This is a genomic window from Virgifigura deserti (genome assembly GCA_003576685.1).
GTDB classification, from domain to species: domain Bacteria; phylum Pseudomonadota; class Alphaproteobacteria; order Dongiales; family Dongiaceae; genus Virgifigura; species Virgifigura deserti.
Genome location: QOZR01000001.1, coordinates 133,371 through 159,419, shown reverse-complemented (window position 1 = coordinate 159,419; position 26,049 = coordinate 133,371). Strand labels below are relative to the sequence as shown.

The 26,049-nt window shown below is 66.5% G+C and carries 27 protein-coding genes and 1 tRNA gene; 12 read left to right on the top strand and 16 right to left on the bottom strand.

Annotated elements, in window-relative coordinates:
- The first annotated feature begins 23 nt into the window (after window positions 1-23).
- The 3 genes from DT069_RS00835 to DT069_RS00825 are packed head-to-tail and all read left to right on the top strand — an operon-like array spanning window position 24 to window position 2,811.
- Window positions 24-1,409, top strand: coding sequence for a cytochrome ubiquinol oxidase subunit I (locus DT069_RS00835; RefSeq protein ID WP_119458372.1), 1,386 nt, complete (start codon window positions 24-26; stop codon window positions 1,407-1,409).
- A gap of 5 nt (window positions 1,410-1,414) precedes the next feature.
- Entirely contained in the window at window positions 1,415-2,419 is a 1,005-nt protein-coding gene (gene cydB / locus DT069_RS00830) for a cytochrome d ubiquinol oxidase subunit II (RefSeq protein WP_119458371.1), read from the top strand.
- A gap of 8 nt (window positions 2,420-2,427) precedes the next feature.
- On the top strand, window positions 2,428-2,811 hold the full coding sequence (locus DT069_RS00825) for a DUF488 domain-containing protein (protein WP_119458370.1): 384 nt from the start codon (window positions 2,428-2,430) through the stop codon (window positions 2,809-2,811).
- Between the two features lie 61 nt (window positions 2,812-2,872).
- On the opposite strand, the gene DT069_RS00820 is transcribed toward DT069_RS00825, so the two are convergent.
- Complete coding sequence (locus DT069_RS00820) at window positions 2,873-3,235, bottom strand: nuclear transport factor 2 family protein (protein ID WP_162912895.1); 363 nt, start codon at window positions 3,233-3,235, stop codon at window positions 2,873-2,875.
- A 441-nt stretch (window positions 3,236-3,676) separates the two neighbouring features.
- Between DT069_RS00820 and DT069_RS00810 the strand changes: the two genes are divergently transcribed.
- Window positions 3,677-3,928 (top strand): helix-turn-helix domain-containing protein, encoded by a 252-nt coding sequence (locus DT069_RS00810; RefSeq protein WP_119458367.1) that lies wholly within the window; start codon window positions 3,677-3,679, stop codon window positions 3,926-3,928.
- 371 nt (window positions 3,929-4,299) lie between these two features.
- Window positions 4,300-4,494: a hypothetical protein gene (locus tag DT069_RS00805; RefSeq protein WP_119458366.1), complete on the top strand. Its 195-nt coding sequence runs from the start codon at window positions 4,300-4,302 to the stop codon at window positions 4,492-4,494.
- A 76-nt stretch (window positions 4,495-4,570) separates the two neighbouring features.
- Here the strand turns inward: DT069_RS00805 and DT069_RS00800 are convergent, their stop codons facing one another.
- Window positions 4,571-4,891: a hypothetical protein gene (locus DT069_RS00800; RefSeq protein WP_119458365.1), complete on the bottom strand. Its 321-nt coding sequence runs from the start codon at window positions 4,889-4,891 to the stop codon at window positions 4,571-4,573.
- A 430-nt stretch (window positions 4,892-5,321) separates the two neighbouring features.
- Between DT069_RS00800 and DT069_RS00795 the strand changes: the two genes are divergently transcribed.
- Window positions 5,322-5,630, top strand: coding sequence for a hypothetical protein (locus DT069_RS00795; RefSeq protein WP_119458364.1), 309 nt, complete (start codon window positions 5,322-5,324; stop codon window positions 5,628-5,630).
- 78 nt (window positions 5,631-5,708) lie between these two features.
- Entirely contained in the window at window positions 5,709-5,867 is a 159-nt protein-coding gene (locus DT069_RS24470) for a hypothetical protein (protein ID WP_162912894.1), read from the top strand.
- A gap of 38 nt (window positions 5,868-5,905) precedes the next feature.
- On the opposite strand, the gene DT069_RS00790 is transcribed toward DT069_RS24470, so the two are convergent.
- The 7 genes from DT069_RS00790 to DT069_RS00760 form a co-directional block, all read right to left on the bottom strand.
- The gene (locus DT069_RS00790; RefSeq protein WP_119458363.1) at window positions 5,906-6,922 is read right to left on the bottom strand and encodes an acetamidase/formamidase family protein; all 1,017 of its coding nucleotides are present in this window, start codon (window positions 6,920-6,922) and stop codon (window positions 5,906-5,908) included.
- A 23-nt stretch (window positions 6,923-6,945) separates the two neighbouring features.
- Complete coding sequence (locus DT069_RS00785) at window positions 6,946-8,010, bottom strand: branched-chain amino acid ABC transporter permease (RefSeq protein WP_119458362.1); 1,065 nt, start codon at window positions 8,008-8,010, stop codon at window positions 6,946-6,948.
- A 22-nt stretch (window positions 8,011-8,032) separates the two neighbouring features.
- Window positions 8,033-8,908 (bottom strand): branched-chain amino acid ABC transporter permease, encoded by an 876-nt coding sequence (locus DT069_RS00780; RefSeq protein ID WP_119458361.1) that lies wholly within the window; start codon window positions 8,906-8,908, stop codon window positions 8,033-8,035.
- Window positions 8,909-8,911: 3 nt separating this feature from the next.
- Window positions 8,912-9,622 (bottom strand): ABC transporter ATP-binding protein, encoded by a 711-nt coding sequence (locus DT069_RS00775; protein ID WP_119458360.1) that lies wholly within the window; start codon window positions 9,620-9,622, stop codon window positions 8,912-8,914.
- Window positions 9,609-10,370: an ABC transporter ATP-binding protein gene (locus tag DT069_RS00770; RefSeq protein ID WP_425449907.1), complete on the bottom strand. Its 762-nt coding sequence runs from the start codon at window positions 10,368-10,370 to the stop codon at window positions 9,609-9,611. Before DT069_RS00770 ends, DT069_RS00775 begins: the two co-directional genes overlap by 14 nt.
- Before the next feature lie 132 nt (window positions 10,371-10,502).
- Window positions 10,503-11,720 carry an ABC transporter substrate-binding protein gene (locus DT069_RS00765; RefSeq protein ID WP_425449906.1) on the bottom strand — a complete coding sequence of 406 codons (1,218 nt, stop codon included), beginning with the start codon at window positions 11,718-11,720 and terminating at the stop codon, window positions 10,503-10,505.
- 63 nt (window positions 11,721-11,783) lie between these two features.
- The gene (locus DT069_RS00760) at window positions 11,784-12,458 is read right to left on the bottom strand and encodes a helix-turn-helix domain-containing protein (protein WP_162912893.1); all 675 of its coding nucleotides are present in this window, start codon (window positions 12,456-12,458) and stop codon (window positions 11,784-11,786) included.
- Window positions 12,459-12,694: 236 nt separating this feature from the next.
- Between DT069_RS00760 and DT069_RS00755 the strand changes: the two genes are divergently transcribed.
- A complete protein-coding gene (locus DT069_RS00755; protein ID WP_119458357.1) occupies window positions 12,695-14,509 on the top strand; it encodes a potassium/proton antiporter in 1,815 nt (604 codons plus the stop codon).
- 33 nt (window positions 14,510-14,542) lie between these two features.
- Here DT069_RS00755 and dps read toward each other — a convergent pair whose 3' ends face one another.
- The gene (gene dps / locus DT069_RS00750) at window positions 14,543-15,025 is read right to left on the bottom strand and encodes a DNA starvation/stationary phase protection protein Dps (RefSeq protein ID WP_119458356.1); all 483 of its coding nucleotides are present in this window, start codon (window positions 15,023-15,025) and stop codon (window positions 14,543-14,545) included.
- Between the two features lie 238 nt (window positions 15,026-15,263).
- Between dps and DT069_RS00745 the strand changes: the two genes are divergently transcribed.
- Both DT069_RS00745 and DT069_RS00740 read left to right on the top strand, forming a co-directional pair.
- Window positions 15,264-15,653 carry a hypothetical protein gene (locus DT069_RS00745; protein ID WP_119458355.1) on the top strand — a complete coding sequence of 130 codons (390 nt, stop codon included), beginning with the start codon at window positions 15,264-15,266 and terminating at the stop codon, window positions 15,651-15,653.
- A 196-nt stretch (window positions 15,654-15,849) separates the two neighbouring features.
- Window positions 15,850-16,857, top strand: a complete 1,008-nt coding sequence (locus tag DT069_RS00740) for an SGNH/GDSL hydrolase family protein (RefSeq protein ID WP_119458852.1) — start codon at window positions 15,850-15,852, stop codon at window positions 16,855-16,857.
- Here the strand turns inward: DT069_RS00740 and DT069_RS00735 are convergent.
- Entirely contained in the window at window positions 16,854-17,186 is a 333-nt protein-coding gene (locus DT069_RS00735; RefSeq protein WP_119458354.1) for a GYD domain-containing protein, read from the bottom strand. The genes DT069_RS00740 and DT069_RS00735 overlap by 4 nt on opposite strands.
- An 836-nt stretch (window positions 17,187-18,022) precedes the next feature.
- Between DT069_RS00735 and DT069_RS00725 the strand changes: the two genes are divergently transcribed.
- On the top strand, window positions 18,023-19,273 hold the full coding sequence (locus tag DT069_RS00725) for an HWE histidine kinase domain-containing protein (protein ID WP_162912892.1): 1,251 nt from the start codon (window positions 18,023-18,025) through the stop codon (window positions 19,271-19,273).
- A gap of 237 nt (window positions 19,274-19,510) precedes the next feature.
- Here DT069_RS00725 and aqpZ read toward each other — a convergent pair whose 3' ends face one another.
- On the bottom strand, window positions 19,511-20,251 hold the full coding sequence (aqpZ, locus tag DT069_RS00720; protein ID WP_425449905.1) for an aquaporin Z: 741 nt from the start codon (window positions 20,249-20,251) through the stop codon (window positions 19,511-19,513).
- A 357-nt stretch (window positions 20,252-20,608) separates the two neighbouring features.
- A tRNA-Glu gene (locus DT069_RS00715) sits at window positions 20,609-20,684 on the bottom strand.
- A gap of 170 nt (window positions 20,685-20,854) precedes the next feature.
- Here DT069_RS00715 and DT069_RS00710 point away from each other — a divergent pair.
- Complete coding sequence (locus DT069_RS00710; protein WP_119458351.1) at window positions 20,855-21,202, top strand: RidA family protein; 348 nt, start codon at window positions 20,855-20,857, stop codon at window positions 21,200-21,202.
- Window positions 21,203-21,396: 194 nt separating this feature from the next.
- Here the strand turns inward: DT069_RS00710 and recJ are convergent, their stop codons facing one another.
- From recJ to DT069_RS00695, 3 genes are all read right to left on the bottom strand, one after another.
- Window positions 21,397-23,217 carry a single-stranded-DNA-specific exonuclease RecJ gene (gene recJ, locus DT069_RS00705; RefSeq protein WP_119458350.1) on the bottom strand — a complete coding sequence of 607 codons (1,821 nt, stop codon included), beginning with the start codon at window positions 23,215-23,217 and terminating at the stop codon, window positions 21,397-21,399.
- A 35-nt stretch (window positions 23,218-23,252) separates the two neighbouring features.
- Window positions 23,253-24,221 carry a class II fructose-bisphosphatase gene (glpX, locus tag DT069_RS00700; protein WP_119458850.1) on the bottom strand — a complete coding sequence of 323 codons (969 nt, stop codon included), beginning with the start codon at window positions 24,219-24,221 and terminating at the stop codon, window positions 23,253-23,255.
- 167 nt (window positions 24,222-24,388) lie between these two features.
- Window positions 24,389-25,681: a homoserine dehydrogenase gene (locus DT069_RS00695; protein ID WP_119458349.1), complete on the bottom strand. Its 1,293-nt coding sequence runs from the start codon at window positions 25,679-25,681 to the stop codon at window positions 24,389-24,391.
- Between the last annotated feature and the right edge of the window lie 368 nt (window positions 25,682-26,049).

Below are 26,049 nucleotides of genomic sequence, written 5' to 3'. Positions count from 1 at the left end.
GCATCTAACTGCGGAAAGTGGCCATGGAACTCGACCCAGTCTTCCTGTCCCGGGTTCAGTTTGCCTTCGTCATCGCGTTCCACATCCTGTTCCCCGCATTCACGATCGGCCTGGCGAGCTACATCGCCGTTCTCGAGGGTCTCTGGTTCGCGACCAAGCGCGACATCTATTTTCATATCTCCCGGTTCTGGACCAGGATCTTCGCCGTCTCCTTCGGCATGGGCGTGGTCTCGGGCATCGTCATGTCGTTCCAGTTCGGCACGAACTGGAGCCGGTTCTCGGATGCGACGGCGAACGTCCTCGGTCCTCTGTTGAGCTACGAGGTCCTCACGGCCTTCTTCCTCGAGGCCACGTTTCTCGGCATCCTTCTGTTCGGCCGCAACCTCGTGTCGCCCCGGGTGCATTTCCTCTCGGCCGTGATGGTGGCGCTCGGCACGCTCGTCTCGTCGTTCTGGATCCTGGCCGCCAACAGCTGGATGCACACGCCGGCCGGCTACGAGGTCCGCGACGGTATCTTCCACGTGACGAGCTGGGTCGAGGCGATCTTCAACCCGTCATTCCCTTACCGCCTGAGCCACATGGTCACGGCGGCATTCCTGACCACGGCCTTCGTCGTCATCGGCATATCGGCCTGGTACCTCCTGAAGGGCCAGTTCACGGACAGCGCGCGGCGGATGCTCTCGATGACGCTCTGGCTCGTCACCGTGCTGGCGCCGCTGCAGATCGTCCTCGGCGACCTGCACGGCCTCAATACCTTCGAGCACCAGCCGGTGAAGGTCGCGGCGATGGAGGGGCATTGGGAGACACAAACCGGCGCGCCCATGATCCTCTTTGCCGTCCCGGACCCGGAGACGGAAACGAATCACTTCGAGATCGCCATCCCATATCTCGGCAGTCTGATCCTCGTCCATGACGTCATGGGCGAAGTGCGCGGGCTCAAGGCGTGGCCCGCCGACCAGCGGCCGCCCGTCGCGATCGTGTTCTATGCGTTCCGGATCATGGTCTCGATCGGCTTCCTGATGCTCGGCGTCGTCCTCGCCAGCCTTTGGCTGCGCCGCCGCAAGCGGCTTTTCGAGACCCGTTGGTTCCTCAGGCTCTGCGCGGCCTGCGCACCGATCGGCTTCGTCGCCCTCATCGCCGGCTGGTTCGTGACCGAGGTCGGCCGCCAGCCCTGGGTCGTCTACGGCGTGATGCGCACGGCCGACGCCACCTCGCCGGCCATTACCGGCGGCGGCGTCCTCGCCTCTCTGCTTGGATACATCACCGTCTATGCGATCATCTTCACCGCCGGCGTGTACTACATCCTCCGGCTCGTCCAGCGCGGCCCGGGGGAAGCGCAAGCCGCGCCTCAGGGACGGGCGGCGCGGCCGCTCTCGGGGGCGCAGCAACCCTTCGAGGCGGGGGATTGACGGCCATGGCAGCCGATCTAACGGTGATCTGGGCCGCCATCATCGCCTTCGGCGTGTTCATGTATGTATTCATGGACGGCTTCGACCTTGGTGTCGGAATCCTCTTTCCGTTCGCGCGCAGCGATCGCCATCGCGACCTCATGATGAATTCGGTGGCCCCGATCTGGGACGGCAACGAGACCTGGCTGGTGCTTGGCGGAGCGGGACTGCTCGCCGCCTTTCCCCTGGCCTATGCCATCATCCTGCCGGCGCTCTATATCCCGCTCACGGTGATGCTGCTGGCACTGATCTTCCGCGGCGTCGCCTTCGAGTTCCGCTTCAAGGCGGAAGCTAGCCGGCCCCTTTGGGACAGGGCGTTCAATCTCGGCTCGCTCGTGGCGACTGGCGCGCAGGGCATCGTGCTCGGTGCCTTCATCCAGGGCTTCGCGGTCGACGGCCGCGACTATGTCGGCGGGATGTTCGACTGGCTGACGCCGTTCAGCCTGATGACGGGGGTCGGGCTGGTCGCCGGCTATGCGCTCCTCGGCAGCGCTTGGCTCGTCATGAAGACCGAGGCGGACCTGCAGGCCTGGGCCTACGGAATGGCGCGGCCGCTGCTGTTCGGCGTGCTGATCTTCATCGCCATCGTCAGCCTGTGGACGCCGCTGCTCGACCGGGACATCGCCGGCCGCTGGTTCTCCTGGCCGAACATCGCCTATCTGTCGCCGATTCCGATCCTGACGGCGCTGCTGGCGTTCGGCCTCTACCGCGCTCTCGAGCTCCACCATGATCGAACGCCCTTTGTCTATACGCTCGGCCTGTTCGTGCTGTCCTATGGCGGTCTCGCCATCAGCCTGTGGCCCTATGTCATTCCCCCTGATATCACGATCTGGGAGGCGGCCTCGTCCCCGACCTCGCAGATCTTCCTGCTGGCGGGCGCCGCGTTCGTGATCCCGGCCATCCTGGCCTACACGGCGTGGTCCTACTATGTGTTCCGCGGCAAGGTCCGGCAGGACATCGGATATCACTGAGGCGAGCCATGCGAAAATCCGGCAAGCAGGAGCAGGAAACCCGCGGTCGGGTCCGACTGAAGCGGGCTTATGACGCGATGGAGCCGGACGATGGCCTGCGGGTGCTGGTCGATCGCCTCTGGCCGCGCGGCCTGCGTAAAGAGGAAGCGGGAATCGACCTGTGGCTGAAGGAGATCGCCCCGAGCAACGGGTTGCGGCGCTGGTTCGGACACGACCCCGCCCGCTGGAAAGTGTTCCGGCGGAAGTATCAGGAAGAGCTACAGGAGCGATCAGAGCTGCTGCAGACGCTCCAGGAGGCCCTGCACCGGAGCTCCGTCACGCTGCTGTTCGCCGCCCGCGACGAAGAGCACAACAACGCTGTGGTGATCAAGGGCGTGCTGGACGGAAAGTAATGCCAATGGCCTGGCGCAAAGTTGTGCCCAACGTCAGACTGCCTGGTAGCGGACCGGTCTGCTACTCATCTCCCAGATTGCCTCGGGAAAGACGATAGAAGATGGACTGCACGACGATGCGTCCCTCTCGAATCACGAACGAATCGACGCCATGGTCCACCTCGTACTGCTGCGACCGCGCCGTCCACACTAGGAACGCGTACTCTCCACGCACCTCCTTCGTCGGAAACTGAAACTCGGCATCCGGCAACTGAAGGCCGAGCCGGCGAGCAGACTCCCGGACCGCCTTGCGGCCCTCCAACGCGCCGCACTCGCAAAGCAAGACGATATCGTCGGCGTAGTTCCGCTCGAGATCCGCCTCCACGTCGCCAACGCTTCTGCAGCGGAGGTGATCCTCGAAAACGTCGTCAGCGGATCGGCTCATCTGATATTCCTCCTGCCGCCGTTGCGGGCCATCGCTTGGGCGTCCACAGTCCATCGGTCCCGTTTTCGAGTCTAGGATGGCTTCGACAGAAAGCAATGTTCACGGCGCGTCGCCCTCCTTCCAACCGCGACGCCTTGCCGATGGGAGAGGCTGTGCAGCAGGCCCGAATGCAAGCAGGCATGAGCGAGTGGATAGAGCACGGCCTTCTCCCGCGCAACGTGGCGGCGCTGCGCCTCGGCGGAGGCCAGCGCCAGCAAGGCCGGTCGCGCTCGTTGTCCATGGCCTCGCCCGTCCGCAACGACTCCAGCGCGATGATCAGCTGCTCGGCCCGCTGATGGTCGACCGCATGCCCTCTTGAGAGCAGCGTGAGCGTGCCGTCCGCGTCGTCGCCGATCAGAAGCGCGCCTTCGACGAGCGGAGCTTTTCCGTCGCTTCCCCGAAATCCTGCTCGAGGTCTCCGTGCGTCCAGGACGGTGGGACCGGCCGCCCAGTCCCCTCGCGCTGCCCATGCCCCGTGGCAACATCGCCGATGATCTCGGCCTTACCGTGGAAACCGTGAGCCGTTGCTTCACGCGTTTCAAAGGGGGTGGATGCATCGCGCTGCCCGAGCCGGCGAGCGTTGAGCTGATCGTTCGACAGCGGCAGCAGGACTTGGCATCCGGAGATTGGCGCCGCTCAAACAATCCAAAATAACTGCCAGAGAAATTTCTTTACGGCCGGGAAACTTTACTGCCCCGAAAGTTGCAGTCGTCCTCGTTTCGTATGATGGTCCTTTCGGGGGAAGACCCGGAATTCCGACGGAAACTTTCCGAATTCTGGTTGAAGAGCACCGCTTCGGAGTCATGTTTAAAGTAGGTGCCGGAACCCCGCGGACCCGTCGTGGCCGCGGCCCGGTAGGCATCACAGCCGAAGGAGGATGACATGCGTCCCGTCCGAATGAATCTCGGAACCGAAGTTCTCCTGGCGATCGTGCTATGCGTGCTGCTGGCGATTGCTTTTCCCCTTTCATAGCCAAATTGCAGGCCCGGCCCGCCCCGGGCCTCGATGATGCAGGAGATAGCGCCGTGCCCGATGCCCCCTTTTCCGGAAACATCGGCGATCCCATCGACCGTCTCCCGGTCGGCGACCGGTCAGCGGAGTCACGCACGTCCTCGGCACTGCCCGCGGAAGCGAAGCGGCTGCGCGAGGATCTCGTGACCGAGGTGAAACGCCTCCGCGAGGAGCTGCATTCGCTCCGTGCGGCGAACCGGCCCGATTGACCCGACGGCATTAGGGCCTGATTCACCGATCAGGTTGCTTCAACCCGATCGGCTCGTGCTCTAGACAGATCTCGGGCTACGACGCTCGTCGCAGGAAATGTTGGGATAGTTCGATGCCGAGACACGCGGCGCCTTGATCGCGCCGAACCGGCAGCCCCCCAGGCAGACCCGGTGCCTCGGTCCCGGCTTCGGCCTCGATATCCTTCAACCGGTAGGTTTGCGCCAGCAGGTCCCATCGCGCGAGACGGTGCTCCCTCTCGAAACGCTTGACGGCCGCCGCTACCGCCCGCTCGCGGCTGCGCGCCGCACGAACGGAGATCGTCCCAAGCGGCATCTCGCACCGCTTGCCATACGCGTTCACCACCTCGCGGACGAACGTCACTTCATACTGCATCATACCGATCCCGACTGCTCTGAGGGCGTTGACAGAGTGCGAAGATATCGTCGTCGCCGCGCCGGTCATTGATCAGGATTAAGTACCCGTCCGGATTATGCGGCCGGATTGCGCGAATCATCAAAAGCGAGAGCTCTATCGATGCCGCGAAAGATGCGCGGAAGCCGGGAACGATCGGGTGCCTTGCGCGTTTACGTTGTTGCCGGGGAGGTGATGGGCGCGGAACGGCCGTCTCGAGCCGGAATGGGAATGCGCGGCAAAGTCCCGGTGTGCTCCTGGCCATGCCCGATTTTTTCCCAGCACTCTTAACTTCGATCAGCGACAGATCGCCGCGCGCGCACCAGGATCGCGTGGCGAGCCGGTCTTTTGTTCAACCTGGGGGTGGAACATGACGCACGGGGCTACTCGGTTCACGGCATCGGATGAAGGCATTATGCGAGCGGTCGCCGCGTGCCTGCGGCGGCAAGGCCTCACGGTGGAGCGGGACAGCGCGCTCGACGCCGATTGCTTCTGGATCGGCGCGCCCGGCTGGATCACCCCGTCCTGGGTGATCGACCGCGACGATCGTGGCCGCTACCAGCTTCGCGACGACCTGCTCGGCATCGAGCGGGACGGCGCCAGCCTGCTCGAAATCCTTCCCGCCGACTGGCTGCCGGTCGCGGACCTCGCCCATGATCCCGCCGGCCTTCTGTCCGACGACCTCGCCTCGCCAACCGGCCCCCGGCGACGGCCAGCAGCGTAGCCGACGGCGCGGCTCCACTCCGGGCCAGCGGCTCTAACGCCGACGCCACACGCTTTGTCGTCCACCCGTAAGAGCGGAATGGCCGATTGCTGTCCCGCCGACCGAATCAGTGCGGTGACGGCGGTTCTTGACCTGAACAACCTCCCCGACAACGCGCTGGCGCTGACCGACATGGTCTGCCTGAACAGCGAGGATGCCGCCGAACTCACCCTCCAACTCGACCGTCAGGACGAGTAGCGGGCTCGACCTGCCCGAGCCCGGGAGGTTCGAAGCCCTCAGGCAAGATATCTCTTATCGACCGCCGCACCGACCGTGTATTTCGGATCGACGAAGTTGCCGAGCTTCGCCTTGCCGCACTGGCTCAGCATCATGTAGGCGTCCCAGCGGTCGAACCCGTAATCCCGCTCCATCCAATACACCAGTTCGCGATAGGCGATACGGGTGGCGTCCTCGAGCGGCCGGGCGCTGCCGATCGCCATGATGAAGTCCTCCGCCTCCAGCCGCGGCCAGGCGATATCCCAGCCCTTGATCAGATCGAACCGCACGGTCGTGATGGACGGGTATTCGACGGCGACCCCGCAGACCTCCCCTTCGCCCTGGCAGGCGTGGCAGTCGCCGATGAAGAAGCGCGCGCCGGGGAGCTTCACCGGCAGATAGGTGATATTGCCGGGGCAGATGTCCGGCATGTCCATGTTGCCGCCGTGCTGATCGGGCGTAAGGGCATTGATGGAATCGATCTCCGGCGAGCAGCTGATCGTGCCGACATGCGGCTTGTAGGGCAGCGTCACCCGATCCGACCAGTAGACCTTCTCCTCGTCGAGATTGATCTTCTTGACGATTTCCGGCAGCGGCTCGTTCAGCGTCGCCGTGTAGGTCGTTCCGGTCAGCGCACCGAACTCCTGGATCAGGCAGCAGGTGCCTCTCGGATTGTCGCCGCGCGGCAGCATCGTCTCGATATAGACCGCGACCGCGTCGCCCTTCTCCGCCCCCTCGATCATCACCGGCCCGCACTGCGGATTGATGTACGGCATCTCCAGGATATCGGAGGGCTTGTCGGCTTCGGTCCTGATCCGGCCCTCGAAGCAGTCCTGCGTCCAGAACACGACCCGATCGCCCGGCTTGACGGTCATTACGGGGTCCGAGTAAGGGCCGATCGTGTAGTGATACTTGCCCTGCCTTTTCTCCGTCAGTTCATGCGTCGCGCCGATCTTGCCGCGCGCGACTCCGCGCGTGGTCATGATCGACCGCTCGAGCCAGGAATCGTTGCGTGTTAGGTTGTACGGGGTCGTCATCGCTTTCCTCCCTTGATCGCAGATCAGTCGGCGGCCCGCTCCTTGGTGGCGGGCATGCCCCGGCCGCCACGGTGTCGTCGGCCGATGCGAAGTTCGCGCCCGCGCATCACGCCGGCCGGGCGGAAGATCAGGATGCCGATCATGGCGAGCGCCAGCAGGAACTCGGTCAGCCCGAAGACCTGGGTGCCGAAGACCTGGTTGGTATTCAGATAACCCTCCAAGGCTCGGAATCCCTCGAAGGCGAGGGTCACCAGGATCGTGCCGATCACGGCGCCGGAAACGCTGACCGGGCCGCCGATGACCAGCATCGCCAGAATCAGGAACACCTCCTCCAGATAGAAGTGGCCGGGCTGGAACGAGGTGATGAAATGCGCCCACAGCGCCCCGGCGATCGCCGCGTAGATGCACATCAGCACGAACGCCACCCAGCGCACGAAGACCATGTTGACGCCGCAGGATTGCGCCGCCACCCTGTCGTCGCGGCTGGCTCGCAACTGCAGACCGACCCGGGACTCGCGGAACCAGGCGGCGAACAGCAGGCCGGCAAACGCGACGCCGGCGCTGGTCCAGAGATAAGTGAAGCGCTCCACGCCGAACAGGGTGCGCGGGCCGTTGGTGACCTCGCTCCAATGCACCAGCACGTCGTTGATCACGACCAGAAGCGCGAAGGACGTGATGATCGCCGCCGCGTCCGACAGGCGCATCAGCGGATAGCTGATGATGGCGGCCACGACCCCGGCGACGCCGGCGCCCACCGTGACCGCCAGCCAGAACGGCAGATCGATGGGCTGCAGAACGTCGTAGAGATCGCGCAGCGTCATCGCCTTGAGGTCGGGCGGCATGGACAGCACCGCCGAAGCGTAGGCGCCGATTCCCATGAAGCCGATATGGGCGAAGGAGACGATGCCGGAATTACCCATATAGACCTGCAGGCCCAGCACCAGAATCATATTGATGAACATCGTGGTGACGATGCGTTGCTGGACAGTGCCGCCAAAAGCATCGGTTGCCGCGGCGATCAGCACAAGCGGGACCAGCAGCGTCAGCACGGTGTTCAGGTAAGGCGCCCGGCCCAGAATTTCGCGCATGATTCTGGATATCCTCCTTCGCTCAGCCGCGCCCGCGCACAAGGCCTTCCGGCCGGAACAGCAGAATCAGGATGACGATCGTGAAGATGAACGCCTCCCGGAATTCATACAGGTCGCCCGGCAGGAGATTGTTGAAGATGATCGTGACGAAGGCGAGCACGTAGCCGCCGACCACGGCACCGGAAAGGCTGCGCATTCCGCCGATCACGGTCGAGACGAAAGCGACGAGGAGCGGCGTGAGGCCGATGCCGGGCGTCACCGACCCGGTGCGACCCAGCCAGAATATCGCGACGATACCGGCGAGAAGTCCGCTGATCACGAAGGCGGCGCTGATCACCAGGTTCGCCGGCACGCCCAGCATGCGGGTCATCGTGAACTTGTCCGCCGCCGCCCGCAGCGCGATGCCGAGGATGGTCTTGCGCAGCAGGATGCTGAACCCGATCAGAAGCGCCACGCTGACGACGATCGCGAGGATCTCGCGCACCGGCGTGACGTTGCCGGCGATGATCACCGTCTCCGAGAAGATGCCGGGCGTCGGCACCACGCGGGCGCGCGGCGAGACGAACAGGAGCGCGGCGTTCTGCAGGAGCGTGCTGACGGCGAATGAGGTGATCAGCATCGCCGTCAGCGACTTCTCGCGCACGGGCCGGAAGGCGATGCGCTCGGTGAGATAGCTCATGACGGCCGCCATCACCGCGGCAACGACCGCCATGACGAGCCACGGCAGCGGCGACGGGCTGAGCAGAAAGAGCGTGTAGCCGGCCACCATGATGTATTCGCCATAGGCGAAGTTCACCAGTCGAAGGATCCCGTAAACGATCACCAGCCCCAGTGCCATCAGCGCATAGAGGCTGCCGAGGCTGAGGCCGCTGATCAGGAGATAGGTGAAATCACCCATGACTCAGTCTCCGCCGCCCAGATAGATGCTTTCCATGTCGACGTCCTGCCGTAGATCCGCCGGCGTGCCGGAGGCTTGCACCGTCCCCATGTTGAGCAGGTAGGCGCGGTCGGCGATCGCGAGGCTCCTGGTCACGTTCTGCTCGACGAGAAGAATGGTCATGCCGTCGCGGTGGAGCTGCTCGATGAGGGCGAAGACCTGGTCGACGATCTTCGGCGCCAGTCCGAGCGAAGGCTCGTCGAGCATCAGCAGCCGCGGATGCGACATGAGCGCCCGGGCGATCGCCAGTTGCTGCTGTTCGCCGCCAGAGAGGGTACCGGCGTCCTGACGGAAACGCTCCCGGAGGATCGGGAAGAGTTCGCACATCCGGTCGATATCGGCGCCGTACTCCCCCCGGCCCCGTCGAATGTAGGCGCCGAGGCGAAGGTTCTCCTCGACCGTGAGATCGGAGAAGATCTCGCGGTCCTCCGGGACCAGGGCGATGCCCTTTCGCACGACGGTTTCGGGCGTGAGGCCGGCGATCGGCTCGCCCTCGAAGACGATGTCGCCGCGGCGCGGCCGCATCACGCCGGCCACCGTGGAGAGCAGCGTCGTCTTGCCCGCCCCGTTGACACCGACCAGGGCGACGAGTTCGCCCTCGTTGACCTCGAGAGAGACGCCGCGCAAGGCGACGATGGCGCCGTACTGGGCATGCAAATCGTCAAGCCGGAGCATCGCGCCCCTCCTCCGCCGCAGACCCGAGATAGGCTTCGATCACCGCCGGAATGCGTCGGACCTCCGCCGGCTCGCCGGCGCCGATCGTACGTCCGTAGTTCAGAACGTGCAGCCGATCGCAAAGCCGCATGATGAGATGCATGTCGTGGTCGACGATGAGCATTCCGAGATTTCGCCGCGTCGGGATCGGCGCCAGGATTCGCAGCAGGTCTTCGCTCTCCTGCTCGTTCAGGCCGGCCGCCGGCTCATCGAGCAACAGAAAATCCGGCGTCATCGCGAGGGCGCGGGCCACCTCGACGCGACGCTCGTCGCCATAGGGCAGGACGCTCGCGAACTCGTCGGTCCAGTGCGCGATGCCGAGTTCGTCGATCGCCTCCTCGGCGGCGCGCCGCGCCGCCCGGCGTGATTTGCCGACGGACAGCGCGGCCACTTCGATATTCTCGCCGACGGTCAGGTCACGGAAAAGCCTTACGGTCTGGAATGTCCGCGCGATGCCGGCGCGGGCGATCTTGAAGGAGGGCAGGCCCGTGATATCGCGCCCGCAGGCCGTGATTCCTCCGGACGTCGGCGGGAGAACGCCGGTGATCACATTGATCAGCGTCGTCTTGCCGGAGCCGTTGGGTCCGATCAGCCCGAGGATCTCGCCGCGCTCCAGACCGACCCTCACGGCATCGAGCGCACGCAAGCCCTTGAAGTCCTTGGTCACGTCCTGAACGACGAGCCAATCCCGCGCGGAACGCTCTGTCACCGCCATCTCCGTTCGATGCCGCCCCGGGAAAATCCGCCCCGTGCAATTCCGTCCATGTGCAATGAAGCCTTCGGATGTGGCGGCCCGGACGGAGGGATGGTTCCGCCCGGCCGCCCCACCCTTTTCAGCTTGTCAGGGAGCCGGCGGATTCGTCGGCTTCATCCAGCCGATGAACGAGGTCTCGCCGTTCTGAAGCTCCACCAACGCCCCCTCCTTGTAAGGATAATGCCCCTCTTCCGCCGAGGAGTAGTCGAGCTTGCCGGAGAGCAGGTCGAAGGTCATTTCCTCCATCGCGTCCGCCATCTTGTCGCCGTCCGTGCTGCCGGCCTTCTCAGCGGCCTTGGCCATGATCATGACGGTGTCCCAGCCCATCGCCGTAAACGACGTGTCCGGCGCCTCGCCGTGGACCTCCTCGTACTTCTCGAGGAAGTCGGCCATGCCCGGCGCCACGCCCTCCTTCATGTAGGTATGGGTGACGAACCAGATATCGTTGCCGTGCGCCTCGCCGAGCGCGGCAAACAGCCCGGTATCATCGTAGGAGTCGCCGCCCATGATCGGCGTCTCGATACCGATCTCGCGGATCGACCGGATGATGGTGCCGAGGTCCGGCATGTAGGAGGAGATGAAGATAACATCCGGCTTTTCATCCAGGTTCTGGATGCGGTTGAGCTGCGCCGAGAAGTCCTGCGCGCCCTGCGTGTACTTGTCTTCGCGGATCACCGTGCCGCCCAGGTTCTCGAAATGCTCGATAAAGTATCTGCTGAGCGTCACCGTGTAGTCGATGAAGGTGTCGGTGACCACGTAGGCGGTCTTCCATCCCTTCTCCTTGAAAGCATATTCGGCCGCGGCGGCGCCCATGGTCGTGTTCCACATCGACGCGGTGAACTGCTTGTCGCCGAGGGCCGCCGATCCATAGAGGGGTGAGGACGCGCAAGTCGAGATGCCGACCAGCCCGGCGTTCTGGGCCGCGCGGCTGGCGGGGCCGCCGAAGTCGAAGTCGCAAGGCGCGACGATCATGTCGGCGCCCTGCTCGATCAGCTGCACGGCCACATTGCCGACGGTTGCGGGATCGCTCTTGCCGTCGAGGTTCACGAATCTGATCTGCTTGCCGAGAATCCCGCCTTCCTCGTTGAGCGCCTCCACCGCGACCTGGGCGCCGCGGAGAGTCGGCTCGTCGAGCGGCGCCTGAATGCCCGTGAGGCTGAGCGCCCCGCCGATGAACAGCTCTTCCTGGGCCGCAGCAGTCGGGGCGCCAAATGCGCCGGCCGTCAGTATTCCCATCCCGAACGCAATTCCCTGGGCGAACGCCGCGGTAGCGCGACGCCGGACCGTGACTCTGATGTTGCTCATCTCTTTCTCCCTGAACAATCTTCTGCCGAAGCTGGGGCTTCCGCCCCTTGCCGCCGCACCCCGTCACGCCGGTGCGGGATCCTCATCCTGCGTCCGCTCCTCGCTGGCCACCCCCTCCTCGCCCGCCACGACGAGGCGCGCGCCGCGCTCGGCGAAACCGAGAGCGTCGCCGGCCAGGCAAACCGAAAGGATGTCCGCTACGCCCTTGCCGGCATTGACGTAGCAGTGCCGCATTGCGCTGTCGAAGTAGGCGCTGTCGCCCTCCTCGAGGCGCACGGGAGCGTAATGTTCGGTATGGAGGTCGATCGCTCCCTTGCTGACGAAGACCCATTCCTCGCCGTCATGGTGGCTCCAGTCCTGCAACTCGGGGATGTCTCGCGTCTTCACGTGGATGCGGAGCGGGACCATGCGTTTCTTCAGGAGATCCGTCGAATGCGCGAAGTAGTCGTAGATCTCCGTGCAATAGCCTTCCGCCGACGGCCCCCGCGTGATGACCCGCCGGCCCGCGGCCACCGTCGCCACAGGACGACGCTCGACGAGCGTATCGAAGAGCACGCTCAATCCGCGGGCGATCTTGAAAAGGTTGTCGGCCGAGGTCTTCTTGACCTGGGCATTCTCGATCTTGCTCAGCGTGGAGAGCGGAACGCCCGAACGCTCGCTGAGCTCCGCGAGCGTCACGTTCTGCTGACGCCTCAACCGCCTTATCCGGTCCCCGAGATCGTGGGGGAGCATTTCCATGACGGGACCAATCTCCACGGGCCAATCTCGCAACTGGTCGAAAATTGCCACATCCGATAAAGGCGGGCAATAAATTTCCATTTAGAGAATTGTTCCCTGATAAGGAAACCTCCTCGTTCCTCGGCCTTTTCCTGCGGTTCCCCATCTCGACCAGACGATCCGGATCGTGCTCGAATACCTACATCTGTTGTAAATTCCGGCTTTAGCCCCACCCACGGAAATGGACGAAACCCGTGATGCTTGAAGCGATGTACCCGGCAATTCTCATCGGTGCCGGGCTCATCACGGTCGGGGCCTTCACGAGCCTCATCGCGTTCCGGATCGGCGCGCCGTTGCTGCTGATCTTTCTCGGGCTCGGCCTGATCGCGGGCGAGGACGGGCTCGGGATCGTCTTCGACGACGCGGACGCCGCCTACTTCATCGGCAGCGTCGCGCTCGCGGTCATTCTCTTCGACAGCGGCTTCGGGACCAGTCTCGCCGCGTTCCGAAGGGTCGCCGCCCCCGCGATCACGCTGGCGACCGTCGGCGTTGTGCTCACCGCCGGCCTGGTCGGGGCGGCTGCCTACTACATTGCCGATTTCTCGCTGTTCGAGGCGCTGCTGATGGGCGCGATCGTCAGCTCGACCGACGCCGCGGCGGTGTTCTTTCTCCTGCGGGTCGGCGGCATCACGCTCAAGGACCGGGTCCGGTCCACGTTGGAGATCGAGTCGGCCTCGAACGACCCGATGGCGATCTTCCTGACGATCACGCTGGTCGAGTTCCTCGCTTCCGGGACGGGCCTGACCGACGTCACCAGCACCTTCATCATCGGGTTCCTGCGGCAGATGGGAGTCGGCCTCGTCCTCGGGCTGGTCGGCGGGTTCCTTGTCGTCCAGGTCGTCAATCGCCTGACTCTGGAGAGCGGCCTTTACCCGATCATCGTCCTTGGCGCGTCGCTGATGCTGTTCGCCGCCGTGAGCCTGCTCGGCGGCAGCGGTTTCCTCGCAGTCTTCGTCGCCGGCCTTTATGCCGGGAACCAGAAGATGCGCGCCATCGCATCGTTGCGGCGCTTCCAGGACGGCATGACCTGGTTGGCCCAGATCATCATGTTCCTGGTGCTCGGCCTGCTGGCGACGCCGTCGCAGTTTCCCGCGATCGCCCTGCAGGCGGTGGCGATCGCCGTCTTCCTGACCTTCATCGGTCGGCCGCTCGCGATCTGGCTCTGCCTCCTCCCCTTCCGTTACCAGCGGAACGAGGAGGCCTTCATCTCCTGGGTCGGCCTTCGCGGGTCGGTGTCGATTCTGCTGGCAATCGTCCCGTTCGTCGGCGGCCTCGAGAACGGCCAGGTCTTCTTCAACATCGCCTTCATCATCGTGCTGACGTCGCTGCTGGTGCAGGGCTGGACGATCAGCCCGGCGGCGCGCTGGCTCGGGCTGATCATCCCGCCGCGGATCGGGCCGCTGGAGAAGTTCGAGCTCGAGCTGCCGGGCGGCGCGCATCACGAGCTCATCGCCTATCGTGTCGTCCCGGACAGCCCGGTCGCGCGCGGCGAGCGCATCCCGCGCTGGGCCCGTCCCTCCCTCGTGATTCGCGAGGGGCGGTCGATGCGCTACCAGCTTGCCGGGCGCCTCAAGGCGGGAGACTATGTTTACTTGTTCATCGCCCCCCGCTACATGCGCCTGCTGGACCGCCTGTTCGCGAGCCCCGCAAAGCTGGCCGGCGACGACGCGGAGTTCTTCGGCGAGTTCCAGATCGACCCCGGAAAGACGCTGGCGGATCTCGAGAAGGCTTATAACGTCGCGCTGCCCACGCACGCGCCGGAGACGACGATCGAAAGCTTCATGGTCGAACGCCTGGGGGGCCGCACGGAGGTCGGCGACCGGGTCCCCTACGGCCCCATTGACCTGATCGTCCGGGAGGTCGACGAGAGCGGAGCGATCAAGGCCGTCGGCATCTCCCTCGATCGCGGCACGACGCCAGGCGCCCAGATCCCGCTATTCGTGAACATCCACGAGATTCTCGACGCGCTTCGCGCCCGGCTGGGGTGGGAGCGGACGCCCGACCGGCGATGACCCGCCCCGCCCTGGAGGCACACCTTGCCGCGTTTATGTTTTCGCCTGCGCGTGGGCTTCGACCATCCAGAGGTCCTTGTCGACGCCGCGCGAGACCTCGGTGAAGACGTCGGCGGTGGTCTGGTCGCCCATCTCCGCCGCCGAGTCGATCGCCGCGCGCACCCCCTTGCCGAAGCCGGCGAGCGCGGCGGAGAGCGCGTCGACATGCGCGGCGCCGTCGGCGATGTCGAGCGGATAGCGCGACAGGGTCGAGCGCTCCGCCGCGACCGCGGCCGTGCCCTCCGCCACCCCGCCGAGCGCCGCGATGCGTTCGGCGATCAGGTCGGCATGTCCGCGACTGTCCTCGGCCACCGTGTCGAACAACTCGTGCAAGGCGATGAAGCTCGGTCCCTTGACGTTCCAGTGGGCCTGCTTCGCCTGCGTGGCCAAGTCGACCGCGTCGGCGAGCCGCGCCTGCAGAAGCTCGATAGCCGCCTTGCGCGTGTTCGCGGCAATGTCGATCTTCGTCTTGTGCATCCGTGCATCCTCCGATCAAAAGGCAAGAACAACCGGGCGCCCCAACTCCTAGATATGTCGATTGGAAACGCTTTCGAGGGCGCCGTTTCGCCGCACCTCCAAAGCTATGCCGGCTTCTTGAACAAAGAGACGCGACTCCAACATCCATAGTCGATCGGATGCGAGGAGTCTTCGCCCTGTCGCGCGTGCTCCGGCGCGCGCCGGAGCATTTGTGGCCGGAGCGAGGGAGGTGGGAGCCATGATCTTGTGGCGGATTGCACCGGTGGCCGACCCGCGGGACTCGCGCTGGCAGGACCGGCGGATCTGGCGGGAGGTGATCGTCCGCGCGCCCTCGGCGGCCATGGCCCGGCTGATCGCCGGCCGTCTGGAGACGAATCCGGACAGGCCGCCCGTCGGCAATGAGAGCCCCGCTTTCCGAAGCGGCTTTACGGACGAGAAGCTCTACTGGGTCGCCCGGCTGAGCACCGCGGAAGCAGCCGCCGTCGGCGAGGGTGGAGCATACGGAATCGTCCGCGCCGTCCCGGCAGACGCCCTGCTGGAAACACCACCGCCCTCGCTGCTCCCGGAGAGGGTCGAGGAGCCCGCCAGGGAGCCCGTCGGGGAACCCGTCGAGAAGGCCGCCGAGTAGCGCCGCACGTCCCCGCCGACATCGGCCCGGCGACATCGGCCCGGCGACATCCGCCCGGCGACATCCGATCGTCAACACCGGATCGTCAGCCGCCGGCCTGCGGAACTTCCTTCGGCGGCCGCTGTTTGCACTCCATCGTCAGGGTGGCGCGCAGTGAGCTGGGTTCCGAGTAACCTCGGCTCTGAAGGAAGGCGCCATGATCCGGGCGACGACGCGTCGCGGCGGATTCGCCGCCGTCATGGCGAGCGTGGTGATGATCCCGCTTGCCGCCTCTGCGACTCCCTACAGCGATCTCGTCGTGTTCGGCGAAAGCCTTGCCGACACGGGCAATGTCTTCACCTTCACCGGCATCATTCCCCCGTCGCCGCCCTATTTCGACGGCCGCTTCTCCAACGGCCCGGTCTATGTCGACCAAGTGGCCGGAAGCCTCGGCCTCGACTCGACCGCATGGCTCCAGGGCGGCTCCAACTACGCGTTCGGCGGCGCCAGGACCGGCGGCGTCCGGCCGCAGCCCAACCTGTTGCAGCAGACCGATATCTTCCTGCTCGAGGCCGGGCCCGGCGGAGTCGACCCGGACGCGCTGTTCGTCATCTATGGCGGCGGCAACGACGTCCGCGACGCCGTGGGCGACGACGATGCCGCCGACCAGGTTGCGACGGCAGCCGGAAACATCGGCAGCGTCATCGAGGACCTCGCCGCGGCGGGGGCCGCCAACATCGTCGTGCCGAACCTGCCCGACGTCGGCCGCATCCCCGAGCAGCAGCAGGAAGGCCAGGAGGAGAGCGCGCGGGCGCTGAGCCTCGCCTTCAATCAGGCTTTGGACGCGACTCTGGATGCACTCGAGGCGGATCTCATGATCGATCTCGTCCGTCCCGATATCTTCGCCGCGGTCGAGACGGTGTTCGCCGCGCCGGGGGCCTTCGGCTTCACGAACGTCACGGACCCTTGCCTGACCGGCGACCCGCTCTTCGGCTTCAGCGTCTGCGCCGACCCAGACCGCTTTCTCTTCTGGGACGACATTCACCCGACGACCGCGGGACATGCCATCCTCGCGGACACGCTGCTCGCCGCATTGTCGGACAACCCGGACAACTCAGACGGCCCGGTGGCCGTTCCCGAACCGAGCATACTGATCCTGCTCGGCGCCGGGCTGACCGGCATCGCCCTTCTCCGGATGCGCTCGAACCGGCTTCCGGTATCTTAGCCGGACGGCGGGATATAGCCGGATTGCGTGGCGTTCGCCTTCCGCATCGCCCGCTCGGCTTCGGCCGCGGTGATCAGCACCGTGGTCTTCAGCCGCGCGAGTCCGCCGCCGCCCGCGATCGTCAGCAGGCTGGCGACAGCGCTCTCATTATCGGGGAACTCGGCAATGGCGGCGCCGTCATACTCGCCGAACGCGAAGAAGAAGCTGTGGAGCTTTCCCTGAAAGGCCTCGATGGCCTTCTTAGCCGCCGCGGTGCGATCCTGCGGCTTGTCGATCATCGCCTTGATCTGCGGATCTTTGTACGCCCACTGCAAGAGGAAATAGGCCATGGCCACCCTCCTCAGATGCCGCACAGATGTGGAAGAGGGGGAAGTGTACTGCTGATGGGGTGGAGGGGTCTAGCGGCGGAAGCGCGTATCGAGCGGGGAGAGATCGCCGGCTGGCGGCCCGTTGTCTCGCGCTTTGGCGGTAATGCCGCGGGTTGCGGCGATTGTCGTTGCCGAGGCTCAGTTCTCCGGAACACGGTTTCGGATGATCAGCGCGCGGCTTCGGTGGCCATGGCCCGGCTGATCGCCGGCCGTCTGGAGCGGAATCCGCGTGCGGAGTTCGGCGACGTCTTCGAGTCGTGTGTCGCATGATTGCGGCACTACGAGCCGGGCCGCAGCGCGCGATGAGCAGCTCGCCGAACGCGCTCGGCACACGCGGCGCGGTGGCCGCCACCTCGCGCCGCAGCCGGCCCTGGCCGCACCTCGATCCTTCGGGCGCGCCGGGCCGGCATCTCCCGGCGCATACGGAACCCATTCAAGCCGACAGGAATCGCGCCATACTTCGTCAGATGATTTGCTCCGCCGTGGCGGATCTCGTTCGCACTCTTTGAGCGGAGGGGGAGTCGCTTTTGGACTTCGCCGAGCGGCTCGGCGGGGCGGTGTCTCGGATGCCTAGAGCCACTCAGGGCTTGACTAACAGAATATCCGAAAATGTACCGGACCCGGCGGGCGACTCGCGCCTTCGTCTACCGGACGGCGGCTCGTTTTCGCGGGTATTCCAGATAAATTCGCGCTATTGTCGGCAGCCTTCTGCGTGTCTCCTTGCATGGCGTTTTCTCGCGTGCTCTTGCGAGGCAGCATGTCGCTTCTATCTCGCCGAGGTTAGGAGGCCTTGTGGAATGCTCGAAACAAGCCGGCGGACATGGCCCGAGGACTTTTTGATCACCGACGCGCTGTCGACACGACCCCGGCGCGCCTTGGATCCCCTCGACGAAATCAAGGCCATGCACGAGATGGCGCGCCAGATGACGGCGCAGCTCGACGGGCTGCTCGACCGTTTTGTCGAGCTGGCGGTGGAGTTCTGCGATGCGGGATCGGCTGGCGTGAGCCTCCTGGAGCGGACGCCCGCGGGAAACACGATCTTCCGCTGGACCGCGCTGGCCGGCGACTTCAAGCCCTATGTTGGTGGCTCCACGCCGCGCGAAGCCAGCCCCTGCGGCATCTGCCTCGACCGGAACGAGACCGTCCTGCTGTCGCGGCCGTCCCGCGTCTTCCCTTACTTCCGCGACGTGCACCCGCCGATCGTCGAGGCGCTGATCCTCCCCCTCGACGCCGGCGACGGGCAGCCGATCGGCACGATCTGGATCCTATCGCACGACAAGGCGCGCCGGTTCGATGCCGGCACGGTCGAGATCATGACCCGCTTGGCCGCTTTCACCGCACTGAGCCTGAAATTGGCCGATATGATCGCCGACCGGGATCGCCTTCACCGGGCCGCCCTCGCCGAGCTCGCCGAGCGCAAGCTGGCGCAGACGCACCAGGCGTGGCTGACCGAGGAGCTGAACCACCGGCTCAAGAACAGCCTCAGCACGGTTGTTTCGGTGGCGGCGTGCACCCTGCCGGCGACAACCGAGACAATGCGTTACGTCGATCGCGTCAACAGCTTGGCGCGGGCGCACAAGCTTTTAGCCGATGGGCGGCGCGAGGGCGCACCGCTCCGCACGCTGATCGCGGCGGAGCTCACGCCCTATCGGCGGACCGATGCGCATGTCGGTCTCACCGGCCCCGAGGTCCGGCTGACGGCGAAAGCCGTGCAGATGCTCGGGATGGCGCTGCACGAGCTCGCGACGAACGCGGCCAAGTACGGCGCTCTCTCGACCCCGGCGGGCCGGGTGCGGGTGACGTGGCGCCTGAGGGAGTCGCGAGCGGGACGCCGCCTGCGGCTGAGATGGGCGGAGCGTGGCGGCCCGCCGGTTGCAGTCTCCTGCCGCCGCGGCTTCGGCTCGCGCCTGTTGGAGGAGGCCCTGCCCTATCAGCTCGGCGGCACGGTGGCGCGCGACCTCCGCCCGGACGGCCTGCGCTGCACCATTGACCTGCCCTTCACCGAAGATATCGGCACCGAGGACATCGGCGCCTCGCCGGGACCGTGAGCCTATTCCCGCGGCGCACGCGGCCGTCAGCGCGTGCACGGCGGATTGTCAGTGTAGCAATTTCGTGCGAGACGCGTATTCCGTTGCATTGTCCTGTTTCCCGGAAGGCTCCCAATTTCCAAACGCGGCCAGCCCCAGATCGGCCGCGCTTTTCGTTTGCGGCCCGACCGATCGTGCCGGGGCGTGTTCTCGAATTCGGGTCGGCACGGTCGGCGCCCTGTGCGCGGACGCCATCTCTCAGGTCGCGGGGGGCGGCTCGCCTGTGATCGCAGGCGCCGCCGGCAAACCCTCGAACAGCGCCCGGTAGGCGGCCCCTCCGAGCGCGCCGCCGATCAAAGGCGCGAGCCAGAACAGCCAGAGTTGCTGAAGGGCCCAGCCGCCGACCACAAGCGCGGGCCCGGTGCTGCGGGCCGGATTGACCGACGTATTCGTGATCGGAATGCTGATGAGGTGGACGAGCGTCAGCCCCAACCCGATCGCGAGGGGCGCGAACCCCGCTGGCGCCTTCCTGTGCGTCGCCCCCATGATGATGATTAGGAATACGAGGGTCAGCAGCACCTCGGCCGTGAACCCGGACAGGAGCGAATAGCCGCCGGGCGAATGCGCACCGTAGCCGTTAGCGCCGAGGCCGTTGGTCTCCAGGTCGAACGCAGGGAGTCCCCGTGCGATGCTGTAGAGGAGAACCGCGGCCACGGCGCCGGCGACGACCTGGGTCAGGACGTAAGGCAACACGTCACCGGCCGGGAACCGCCCGCCCGCCCAGAGCCCGACCGTCACGGCGGGATTGAAGTGGCTGCCGGAGATATGCCCGATGCTATAGGCCATGGTGACGACCGTCAGCCCAAAGGCCAGGGAGACGCCCAGGAACCCGATGCCGGTCTCTGGGAAGGTGGCTGCGTAGACCGCGCTGCCGACGCCGCCAAAGACCAACCAGAACGTCCCGACGAACTCGGCGGACAATCGGCTCAACATCAACATGACAGCCTCCTCTAGGATTGGCACGACGCGGACCATTCGCGTTCGCCGCCGAACGGCCCCTTGGAGGTGGTGCAGTGTGTCCTAGAACCCGGCTCTGTGCCCTATGTTCCCGCCACTCGGCTGCCCGCTGAGCAGTAGCCGTTCCGACCAGACGTTCCCCGCGCCGCCAAGCGCTTGCTTGGGAGGCGGCGGTGGGAAGCCTGCGAATCCGCCCAGGGCGTGGCGGCCAATTGACATACCGCCGGCGGGCATTGCCGGGGTGATCAAAGGCCGCTGAGTCCCGCTCGGGATATTGGGCAATAGTTGGGCACGTTCCCGGCCCGGCGGGCGCCATTCTCCTCAAATGCTTGAAAAGATTGGCGTCCCCAACGGGACTCGAACCCGTGTTTTCGCCGTGAAAGGGCGATGTCCTAGACCGCTAGACGATGGGGACGTGAGGCGGCCGCGCCAGCGATGGTCTAACGTCCGGCGGCGGGAAAAGCAACCCGGTTCTGGGCCTTACCTCCGCCGCGCGGATCGGCCATACTCCGCGTCCCAGGCGAGGTCCACCCTCCCGATATCGGAATCCAGACCCAACTCGTAAACAGATAAGGAGCGTCATCCATGAGCCTCACCCGCATCGAAGCCGGCCCGCGCATGAGCCAAGCCGTCATCCACGGCAACACCGTCTATCTCGCCGGCCAGGTCGCCGACGATCCGGTGCCCTCCGTGGCCGAGCAGACGAAGCAGATCCTCGCCCGCATCGACCGCCTGCTGGTCGAGGCCGGGAGCGACAAGTCGAAGCTGGTCTCGGCCAATATCTGGCTCTCCGACATCGCCGGCTTCGCCGAGATGAACGCGGTCTGGGACGGCTGGGTCTCGAAGGGCAACAGCCCCGCTCGCGCCACCGTCGAAAGCAAGCTCGCCACGCCCGACTATCTCGTCGAGATCATGGTCGTCGCGGCGCGGTAACGGCGAGAAGGTTCACCACAGAGGCACGGAGACACAGAGGAAAAATCCTCTTCTCTGCGTCTCTGTGGTTCTCTACCGCGGGCAGTCGGACACGGCGCCGCACTGTCCCGATCGCGACATTTCCGATGTCGCTTCCGCCTTTGCATGGGGTTAATTTTCGAGTCCGCTGGCGAGGCCCCCCTCGCCTCACCCGCTCAGACCGCGCCGTAGACCGGCGCCGCGTCCTCGATCAGGAACTGCACCCCCTCGCGCCCCTGCCAGCGGTCGGCCCGCAGATGACCGGCGAGGTGGATCGGCACGCCGCCGCTCTGCAGCAGCGCCCGGCCGAGCTCGCTCTCCAGGCAGCGGAAGGCGATCGCCTTCAGCCGGCCGCCGTCGGGGCCGGTCACGATGCAGCGGACATGCCCCTCGCCCACCACGTCGGCCCGGACCAGCCGCGCTGCCGGAATCGCGAAGCGCGGCTCGGCATTGCCGGCGCCGAACGGGCCGAGCTGCTCCAGCAGGCCGGCGAAGTCCGGCGTCGCGGCGCCGGGGGTCAGCACCCCGTCGAGGCCCAGCGTCGGCTGCACCGGCCCGGCGCTGCCCGCGGCCTCGCTCAGGCGGGCGGCGAGGAAGGCCTGGAATTCGTCGAGCCGCGCCGCCTCGACCGTGAAGCCGGCCGCCATCGCGTGGCCGCCGCCATTGAGCAACAGCCCGGCCTGCCGCGCCGCGATCACCGCATTGCCGAGGTCGACGCCCGGCACTGACCGGGCCGAGCCCTTGCCGATGCCGTCGGAGAGCGCGACGACGAAGGCCGGCCGGGCATAGCGCTCCTTCAGCCGGCTGGCGACGATGCCGATCACGCCGGGGTGCCAGCCCTCGCCCGCCGCCAGGACCAATGAGGTTTCCGGGGCCGAGTCGGCCTCGACGCGGGCGACGGCCTCGGCCAGCACCTGCTGCTCGATCGCGCGGCGCTCGCCGTTGAAGGCTTCGAGCTGCGCGGCCAGCGCCGCCGCCTCGGCCGCGTCGTCGGTCGCCAGCAGCCGCGATCCCAGGTCGGCCGCGCCGACCCGGCCGCCCGCATTCACCCGGGGGCCGAGCACGAAGCCCGCATGATAGGCGCCGGCCCGCTCGGTCAGGCCCGCCGCGTCGGCCAGCGCCGCCAGGCCCGGATTACCGCGCCGCCCCATCATCCGCAGCCCCTGCGCCACCAGGGCGCGATTGAGGCCGGTGAGCGGCACCACGTCGCAGATCGTGCCCAGCGCCACCAGATCGAGCCATTGCAGCAGGTCCGGCTCCGCCCGCCCGTCGCGGTACCAGCCGGCGGCCCTGAGCGCCCGATTGAGCGCCACCACCAGCAGGAACGTCACGCCGACCGCGGCGAGCTGGCGGCAGGCGCCCGATTCGTCCAGCCGGTTCGGGTTGACGACCGCCACCGCCTCGGGCAGCTGCGGCTCGGCCACATGATGGTCGAGGACGATCACGTCGAGCCCCGCCGCATTCGCCGCCGCCAGCGGGGCGAAGGCGGTGATGCCGCAATCGACCGTCACCACCACCGCCGCACCCTCCGCCTTCAGGCGCAGGAGCGCCGGCGCGTTGGGGCCATAGCCCTCGGCGATGCGGTCGGGGATATAGGTTCGGATCGGCACCCCGGCGGCGGCGAAGAAGCGCTGCAGCAGCGCCGAGGAAGTCGCGCCGTCGACGTCGTAGTCGCCGAAGACCGCGATCCCCTCGCCCCGCTCGACCGCCCGCACCAGCCGGGCGACGGCCAGGTCCATGTCCTTGAACTGCGACGGGTCGGGCAGCAGCGCGCGCAAGGTCGGGTTCAGGAACAGGCTAGCCTCGTCCGCCGTGACGCCGCGCGCCGCGAGCAGGCTGCCGACCAGCTCCGGCAGGCCGAGGCGCTGGGCCAGCGCCATGCCGACCCGCGCATCCGCCAGCCGCGCCCGCCAGCGCCGCCCGCGGACCGAACGCTCGACGCCGAGGACGCTCGCCGGATCGCTACCGGGGCTGCCGACGGAGCTACTTGGGTCCATCAATTGAACGGCTTCCTGCCGAGCTCGGGACCGGCTTATCGGTCCCCCGGCTCGAACCCGGTCTTCACCGTGAAATTGTGCTGCGCCTCGATCACCCGGACGGTGCCGCTCTTCGATCGCATCACCATGGAATGCGTCGTGGCACCGCCATGGAAGCGGCGGACGCCGCGCAGCATGGTGCCGTCGGTCACGCCGGTCGCCGCGAACATCACATCGCCATGGGCGAGGTCGAGCAGGCTGTATTTACGGTCCAGGTCCTCGATACCATAGCGGTGCGCCCGGCCGCGCTCGTCGTCGTTGCGGAACAGCAGGCGGCCCTGGAACTGGCCGCCGATGCAGCGCAGCGCCGCGGCCGCCAGCACGCCCTCCGGCGCGCCGCCGCTGCCGAGATACATGTCGATGCCGCTGTCCCGCTGCGACGTGGCGATGACGCCGCTGACATCGCCATCGCCGATCAGCATGATCCGGGCGCCGGCCGCACGCACCTGCCCGATCAGTTCCGCGTGGCGCGGGCGGTCGAGGATGCAGACCACGATGTCGGAGATGTCGACCTTCTTGGCCTGCGCCAGGTTCTTCAGGTTCTCCGCCGGTGCCGCGTCGAGGTCGACAACCCCGTCGGGCAGGCCGCCGCCGACCGCGATCTTGTCCATATAGACGTCGGGCGCATTGAGGAACCCGCCCTCATTGGCCATGGCGACGACGGCCATCGCGTTGTACCCGCCCTTGGCGGTGATCGTCGTGCCCTCTAGCGGGTCGAGCGCGATATCGATCTTCGGCCCGCCGGAGCCGACCTTCTCGCCGATGAAGAGCATCGGCGCCTCGTCGCGCTCGCCCTCGCCGATCACCACGGTTCCCTCGATCGACAGGCTGTTCAGGGCGCGGCGCATCGCGTCGACCGCGGCTTGGTCGGCCGCCTTCTCGTCGCCCCGTCCCATCAGGCGCGACGCCGCCAGCGCCGCCGCCTCTGTCACGCGCGCGGCCTCGAGGGCCAGGTTGCGATCCATCGTCTCGGACATTCTTTCCCTCTTTTTCTGTTCCGGCCGGTTAGCCCCGCCCGTCCTCACCCTTCGACAAGCTCGGGATGAGGAAGAGACCTCATGTTGACTTCCTCACCCCGAGCCTGTCGAGGGGCGAAACATGAGGGCCGCCGCCCGGTCTGCGTGTCAACTGCTCAAAGCGTCTCGATGCGGATCATGCGCGGCGGCTCGACCACCGGATCGAGGCCGGCGATCCGGTCGAGCGCACGGCGCATCGCCGCTTCGTCCGTTTCATGCGTCGTCAGAACCACGGGCACCACCTCTTCGGGGTCCCGGCCCCGCTGGATCATCGCTTCCATCGATACCGCCTCGTCGCGCAGCGCGGCGGCGACACCGGCGATCACTCCGGGCCGGTCGACCACCATCAGCCGCACATAGAAGGCGCCCCGCCGGCGCTCGATCGGCGAGGGCGACAGCGGGCGCAGGGCCGACACCGGCACCGAGAAAGCCGGCATCGCGCGGCCGCGGGCGATGTCGACGAGGTCGGCGACCACGGCCGAGGCGGTCGGCCCGGCCCCGGCGCCCCGCCCCTCGGCCACGCTCTGGCCGACGAAGTCGCCCTCCGTCACCACGGCGTTGAACACGCCCTCGACATTGGCGATCGGCGTGCCGAGCGGCACCATGCTGGGGTGGACGCGCTGCTCGATGCCGTGCTCGGTCGGCTGGGCGACGGCGAGCAGCTTGATCCGATAGCCCAGCTCCTGGGCAAAGGCGATGTCGATTGCCGAGACATGGCGGATGCCTTCGACATGCACCCCGTCGAAATCGATCTCGCAGCCGAAGGCGAGGCTGGTCAGGATCGCCAGCTTGTGCGCGGCGTCCACGCCGTCGACGTCGAAGCTGGGGTCGGCCTCGGCATAGCCGAGTCGCTGCGCGTCGACCAGCACGTCGGCGAACTCCCGCCCCGTCTCGCGCATCGTCGTCAGGATGTAGTTGCAGGTGCCGTTCAGGATGCCGTAGAGACGCTCGATCCGGTTGGCCGCCAAACCCTCGCGCAGCGCCTTCACGATCGGGATGCCGCCAGCGACCGCGGCCTCGTAGCCGATGCCGACGCCCGCCGCCTCCGCCGCCCGCGCCAGGGCCGTGCCGTGATGGGCGAGCAGCGCCTTGTTTGCGGTCACGACATGCTTGCCGTTGGCGATCGCCGCCTCGATCAGCGTCTTGGCCGGCCCGTCGGAGCCGCCAATCAGCTCGACGACGACATCGACCTCCGGATCCCGCGCCAAGTCCAGCGCATCGTCGCACCAGCGCAACCCGTCGAGCGGCACGCCCCGGTCGCGCCGCCGGTCGCGGGCCGAGACGGCCGTGACCTCGATCGGCCGCCCGCAGCGCTCCGCGAGCAGCGCGCGATGCGTTTGCAGCAGCCTGACCGTGCCGGCACCGACCGTTCCCAGCCCGGCGATTCCCACGCGCAACGATTCACTCATCGGCACTCCTCCGCGCGGGCGAGAACTTTGGACAAATCAGGAGGCAATGACCCAACCATATCGGAATAGTTTCTTTTTCTTTTCGATTATCGGACGCGTTCGACGCCGGGGATCACGGGCCCAGCCCGCCCCCTGTATTTACCGCCGCTCCGCGCGTTAGTCGAGATTATCAGTCGAGGAACCGGATTTCGGGGCGCCCGTGACATCGGTTTTCGCCCGGCCGGCCTCAAGATGGCCGGCCTCAAGACGGTCGGCTGCGAGCCGATCGGCCAGCGCCCGTCGTTCCTCCGACGAGGATGCCGGCGGCTGCCCATCGGAAATGGCCCCGAGATTCGGAAACGGCGCCTCGGTTCCGGCTGGCTGGGAGA

Excerpts from the sequence above, each read along its gene's own strand:
- DT069_RS00835 (WP_119458372.1), top strand. The coding sequence starts at position 24 with ATGGAACTCGACCCAGTCTTCCTGTCCCGGGTTCAGTTTGCCTTCGTC.
- cydB (WP_119458371.1), top strand. The coding sequence starts at position 1,415 with ATGGCAGCCGATCTAACGGTGATCTGGGCCGCCATCATCGCCTTCGGC.
- DT069_RS00825 (WP_119458370.1), top strand. The coding sequence starts at position 2,428 with ATGCGAAAATCCGGCAAGCAGGAGCAGGAAACCCGCGGTCGGGTCCGA.
- DT069_RS00820 (WP_162912895.1), bottom strand. The coding sequence starts at position 3,235 with ATGAGCCGATCCGCTGACGACGTTTTCGAGGATCACCTCCGCTGCAGA.
- DT069_RS00800 (WP_119458365.1), bottom strand. The coding sequence starts at position 4,891 with ATGATGCAGTATGAAGTGACGTTCGTCCGCGAGGTGGTGAACGCGTAT.
- DT069_RS00795 (WP_119458364.1), top strand. The coding sequence starts at position 5,322 with ATGCGAGCGGTCGCCGCGTGCCTGCGGCGGCAAGGCCTCACGGTGGAG.
- DT069_RS24470 (WP_162912894.1), top strand. The coding sequence starts at position 5,709 with ATGGCCGATTGCTGTCCCGCCGACCGAATCAGTGCGGTGACGGCGGTT.
- DT069_RS00790 (WP_119458363.1), bottom strand. The coding sequence starts at position 6,922 with ATGACGACCCCGTACAACCTAACACGCAACGATTCCTGGCTCGAGCGG.
- DT069_RS00785 (WP_119458362.1), bottom strand. The coding sequence starts at position 8,010 with ATGCGCGAAATTCTGGGCCGGGCGCCTTACCTGAACACCGTGCTGACG.
- DT069_RS00780 (WP_119458361.1), bottom strand. The coding sequence starts at position 8,908 with ATGGGTGATTTCACCTATCTCCTGATCAGCGGCCTCAGCCTCGGCAGC.
- DT069_RS00775 (WP_119458360.1), bottom strand. The coding sequence starts at position 9,622 with ATGCTCCGGCTTGACGATTTGCATGCCCAGTACGGCGCCATCGTCGCC.
- DT069_RS00765 (WP_425449906.1), bottom strand. The coding sequence starts at position 11,720 with ATGAGCAACATCAGAGTCACGGTCCGGCGTCGCGCTACCGCGGCGTTC.
- DT069_RS00760 (WP_162912893.1), bottom strand. The coding sequence starts at position 12,458 with ATGGAAATGCTCCCCCACGATCTCGGGGACCGGATAAGGCGGTTGAGG.
- DT069_RS00755 (WP_119458357.1), top strand. The coding sequence starts at position 12,695 with ATGCTTGAAGCGATGTACCCGGCAATTCTCATCGGTGCCGGGCTCATC.
- dps (WP_119458356.1), bottom strand. The coding sequence starts at position 15,025 with ATGCACAAGACGAAGATCGACATTGCCGCGAACACGCGCAAGGCGGCT.
- DT069_RS00745 (WP_119458355.1), top strand. The coding sequence starts at position 15,264 with ATGATCTTGTGGCGGATTGCACCGGTGGCCGACCCGCGGGACTCGCGC.
- DT069_RS00740 (WP_119458852.1), top strand. The coding sequence starts at position 15,850 with ATGATCCGGGCGACGACGCGTCGCGGCGGATTCGCCGCCGTCATGGCG.
- DT069_RS00735 (WP_119458354.1), bottom strand. The coding sequence starts at position 17,186 with ATGGCCTATTTCCTCTTGCAGTGGGCGTACAAAGATCCGCAGATCAAG.
- DT069_RS00725 (WP_162912892.1), top strand. The coding sequence starts at position 18,023 with ATGCTCGAAACAAGCCGGCGGACATGGCCCGAGGACTTTTTGATCACC.
- aqpZ (WP_425449905.1), bottom strand. The coding sequence starts at position 20,251 with ATGTTGATGTTGAGCCGATTGTCCGCCGAGTTCGTCGGGACGTTCTGG.
- DT069_RS00710 (WP_119458351.1), top strand. The coding sequence starts at position 20,855 with ATGAGCCTCACCCGCATCGAAGCCGGCCCGCGCATGAGCCAAGCCGTC.
- recJ (WP_119458350.1), bottom strand. The coding sequence starts at position 23,217 with ATGGACCCAAGTAGCTCCGTCGGCAGCCCCGGTAGCGATCCGGCGAGC.
- glpX (WP_119458850.1), bottom strand. The coding sequence starts at position 24,221 with ATGGATCGCAACCTGGCCCTCGAGGCCGCGCGCGTGACAGAGGCGGCG.
- DT069_RS00695 (WP_119458349.1), bottom strand. The coding sequence starts at position 25,681 with ATGAGTGAATCGTTGCGCGTGGGAATCGCCGGGCTGGGAACGGTCGGT.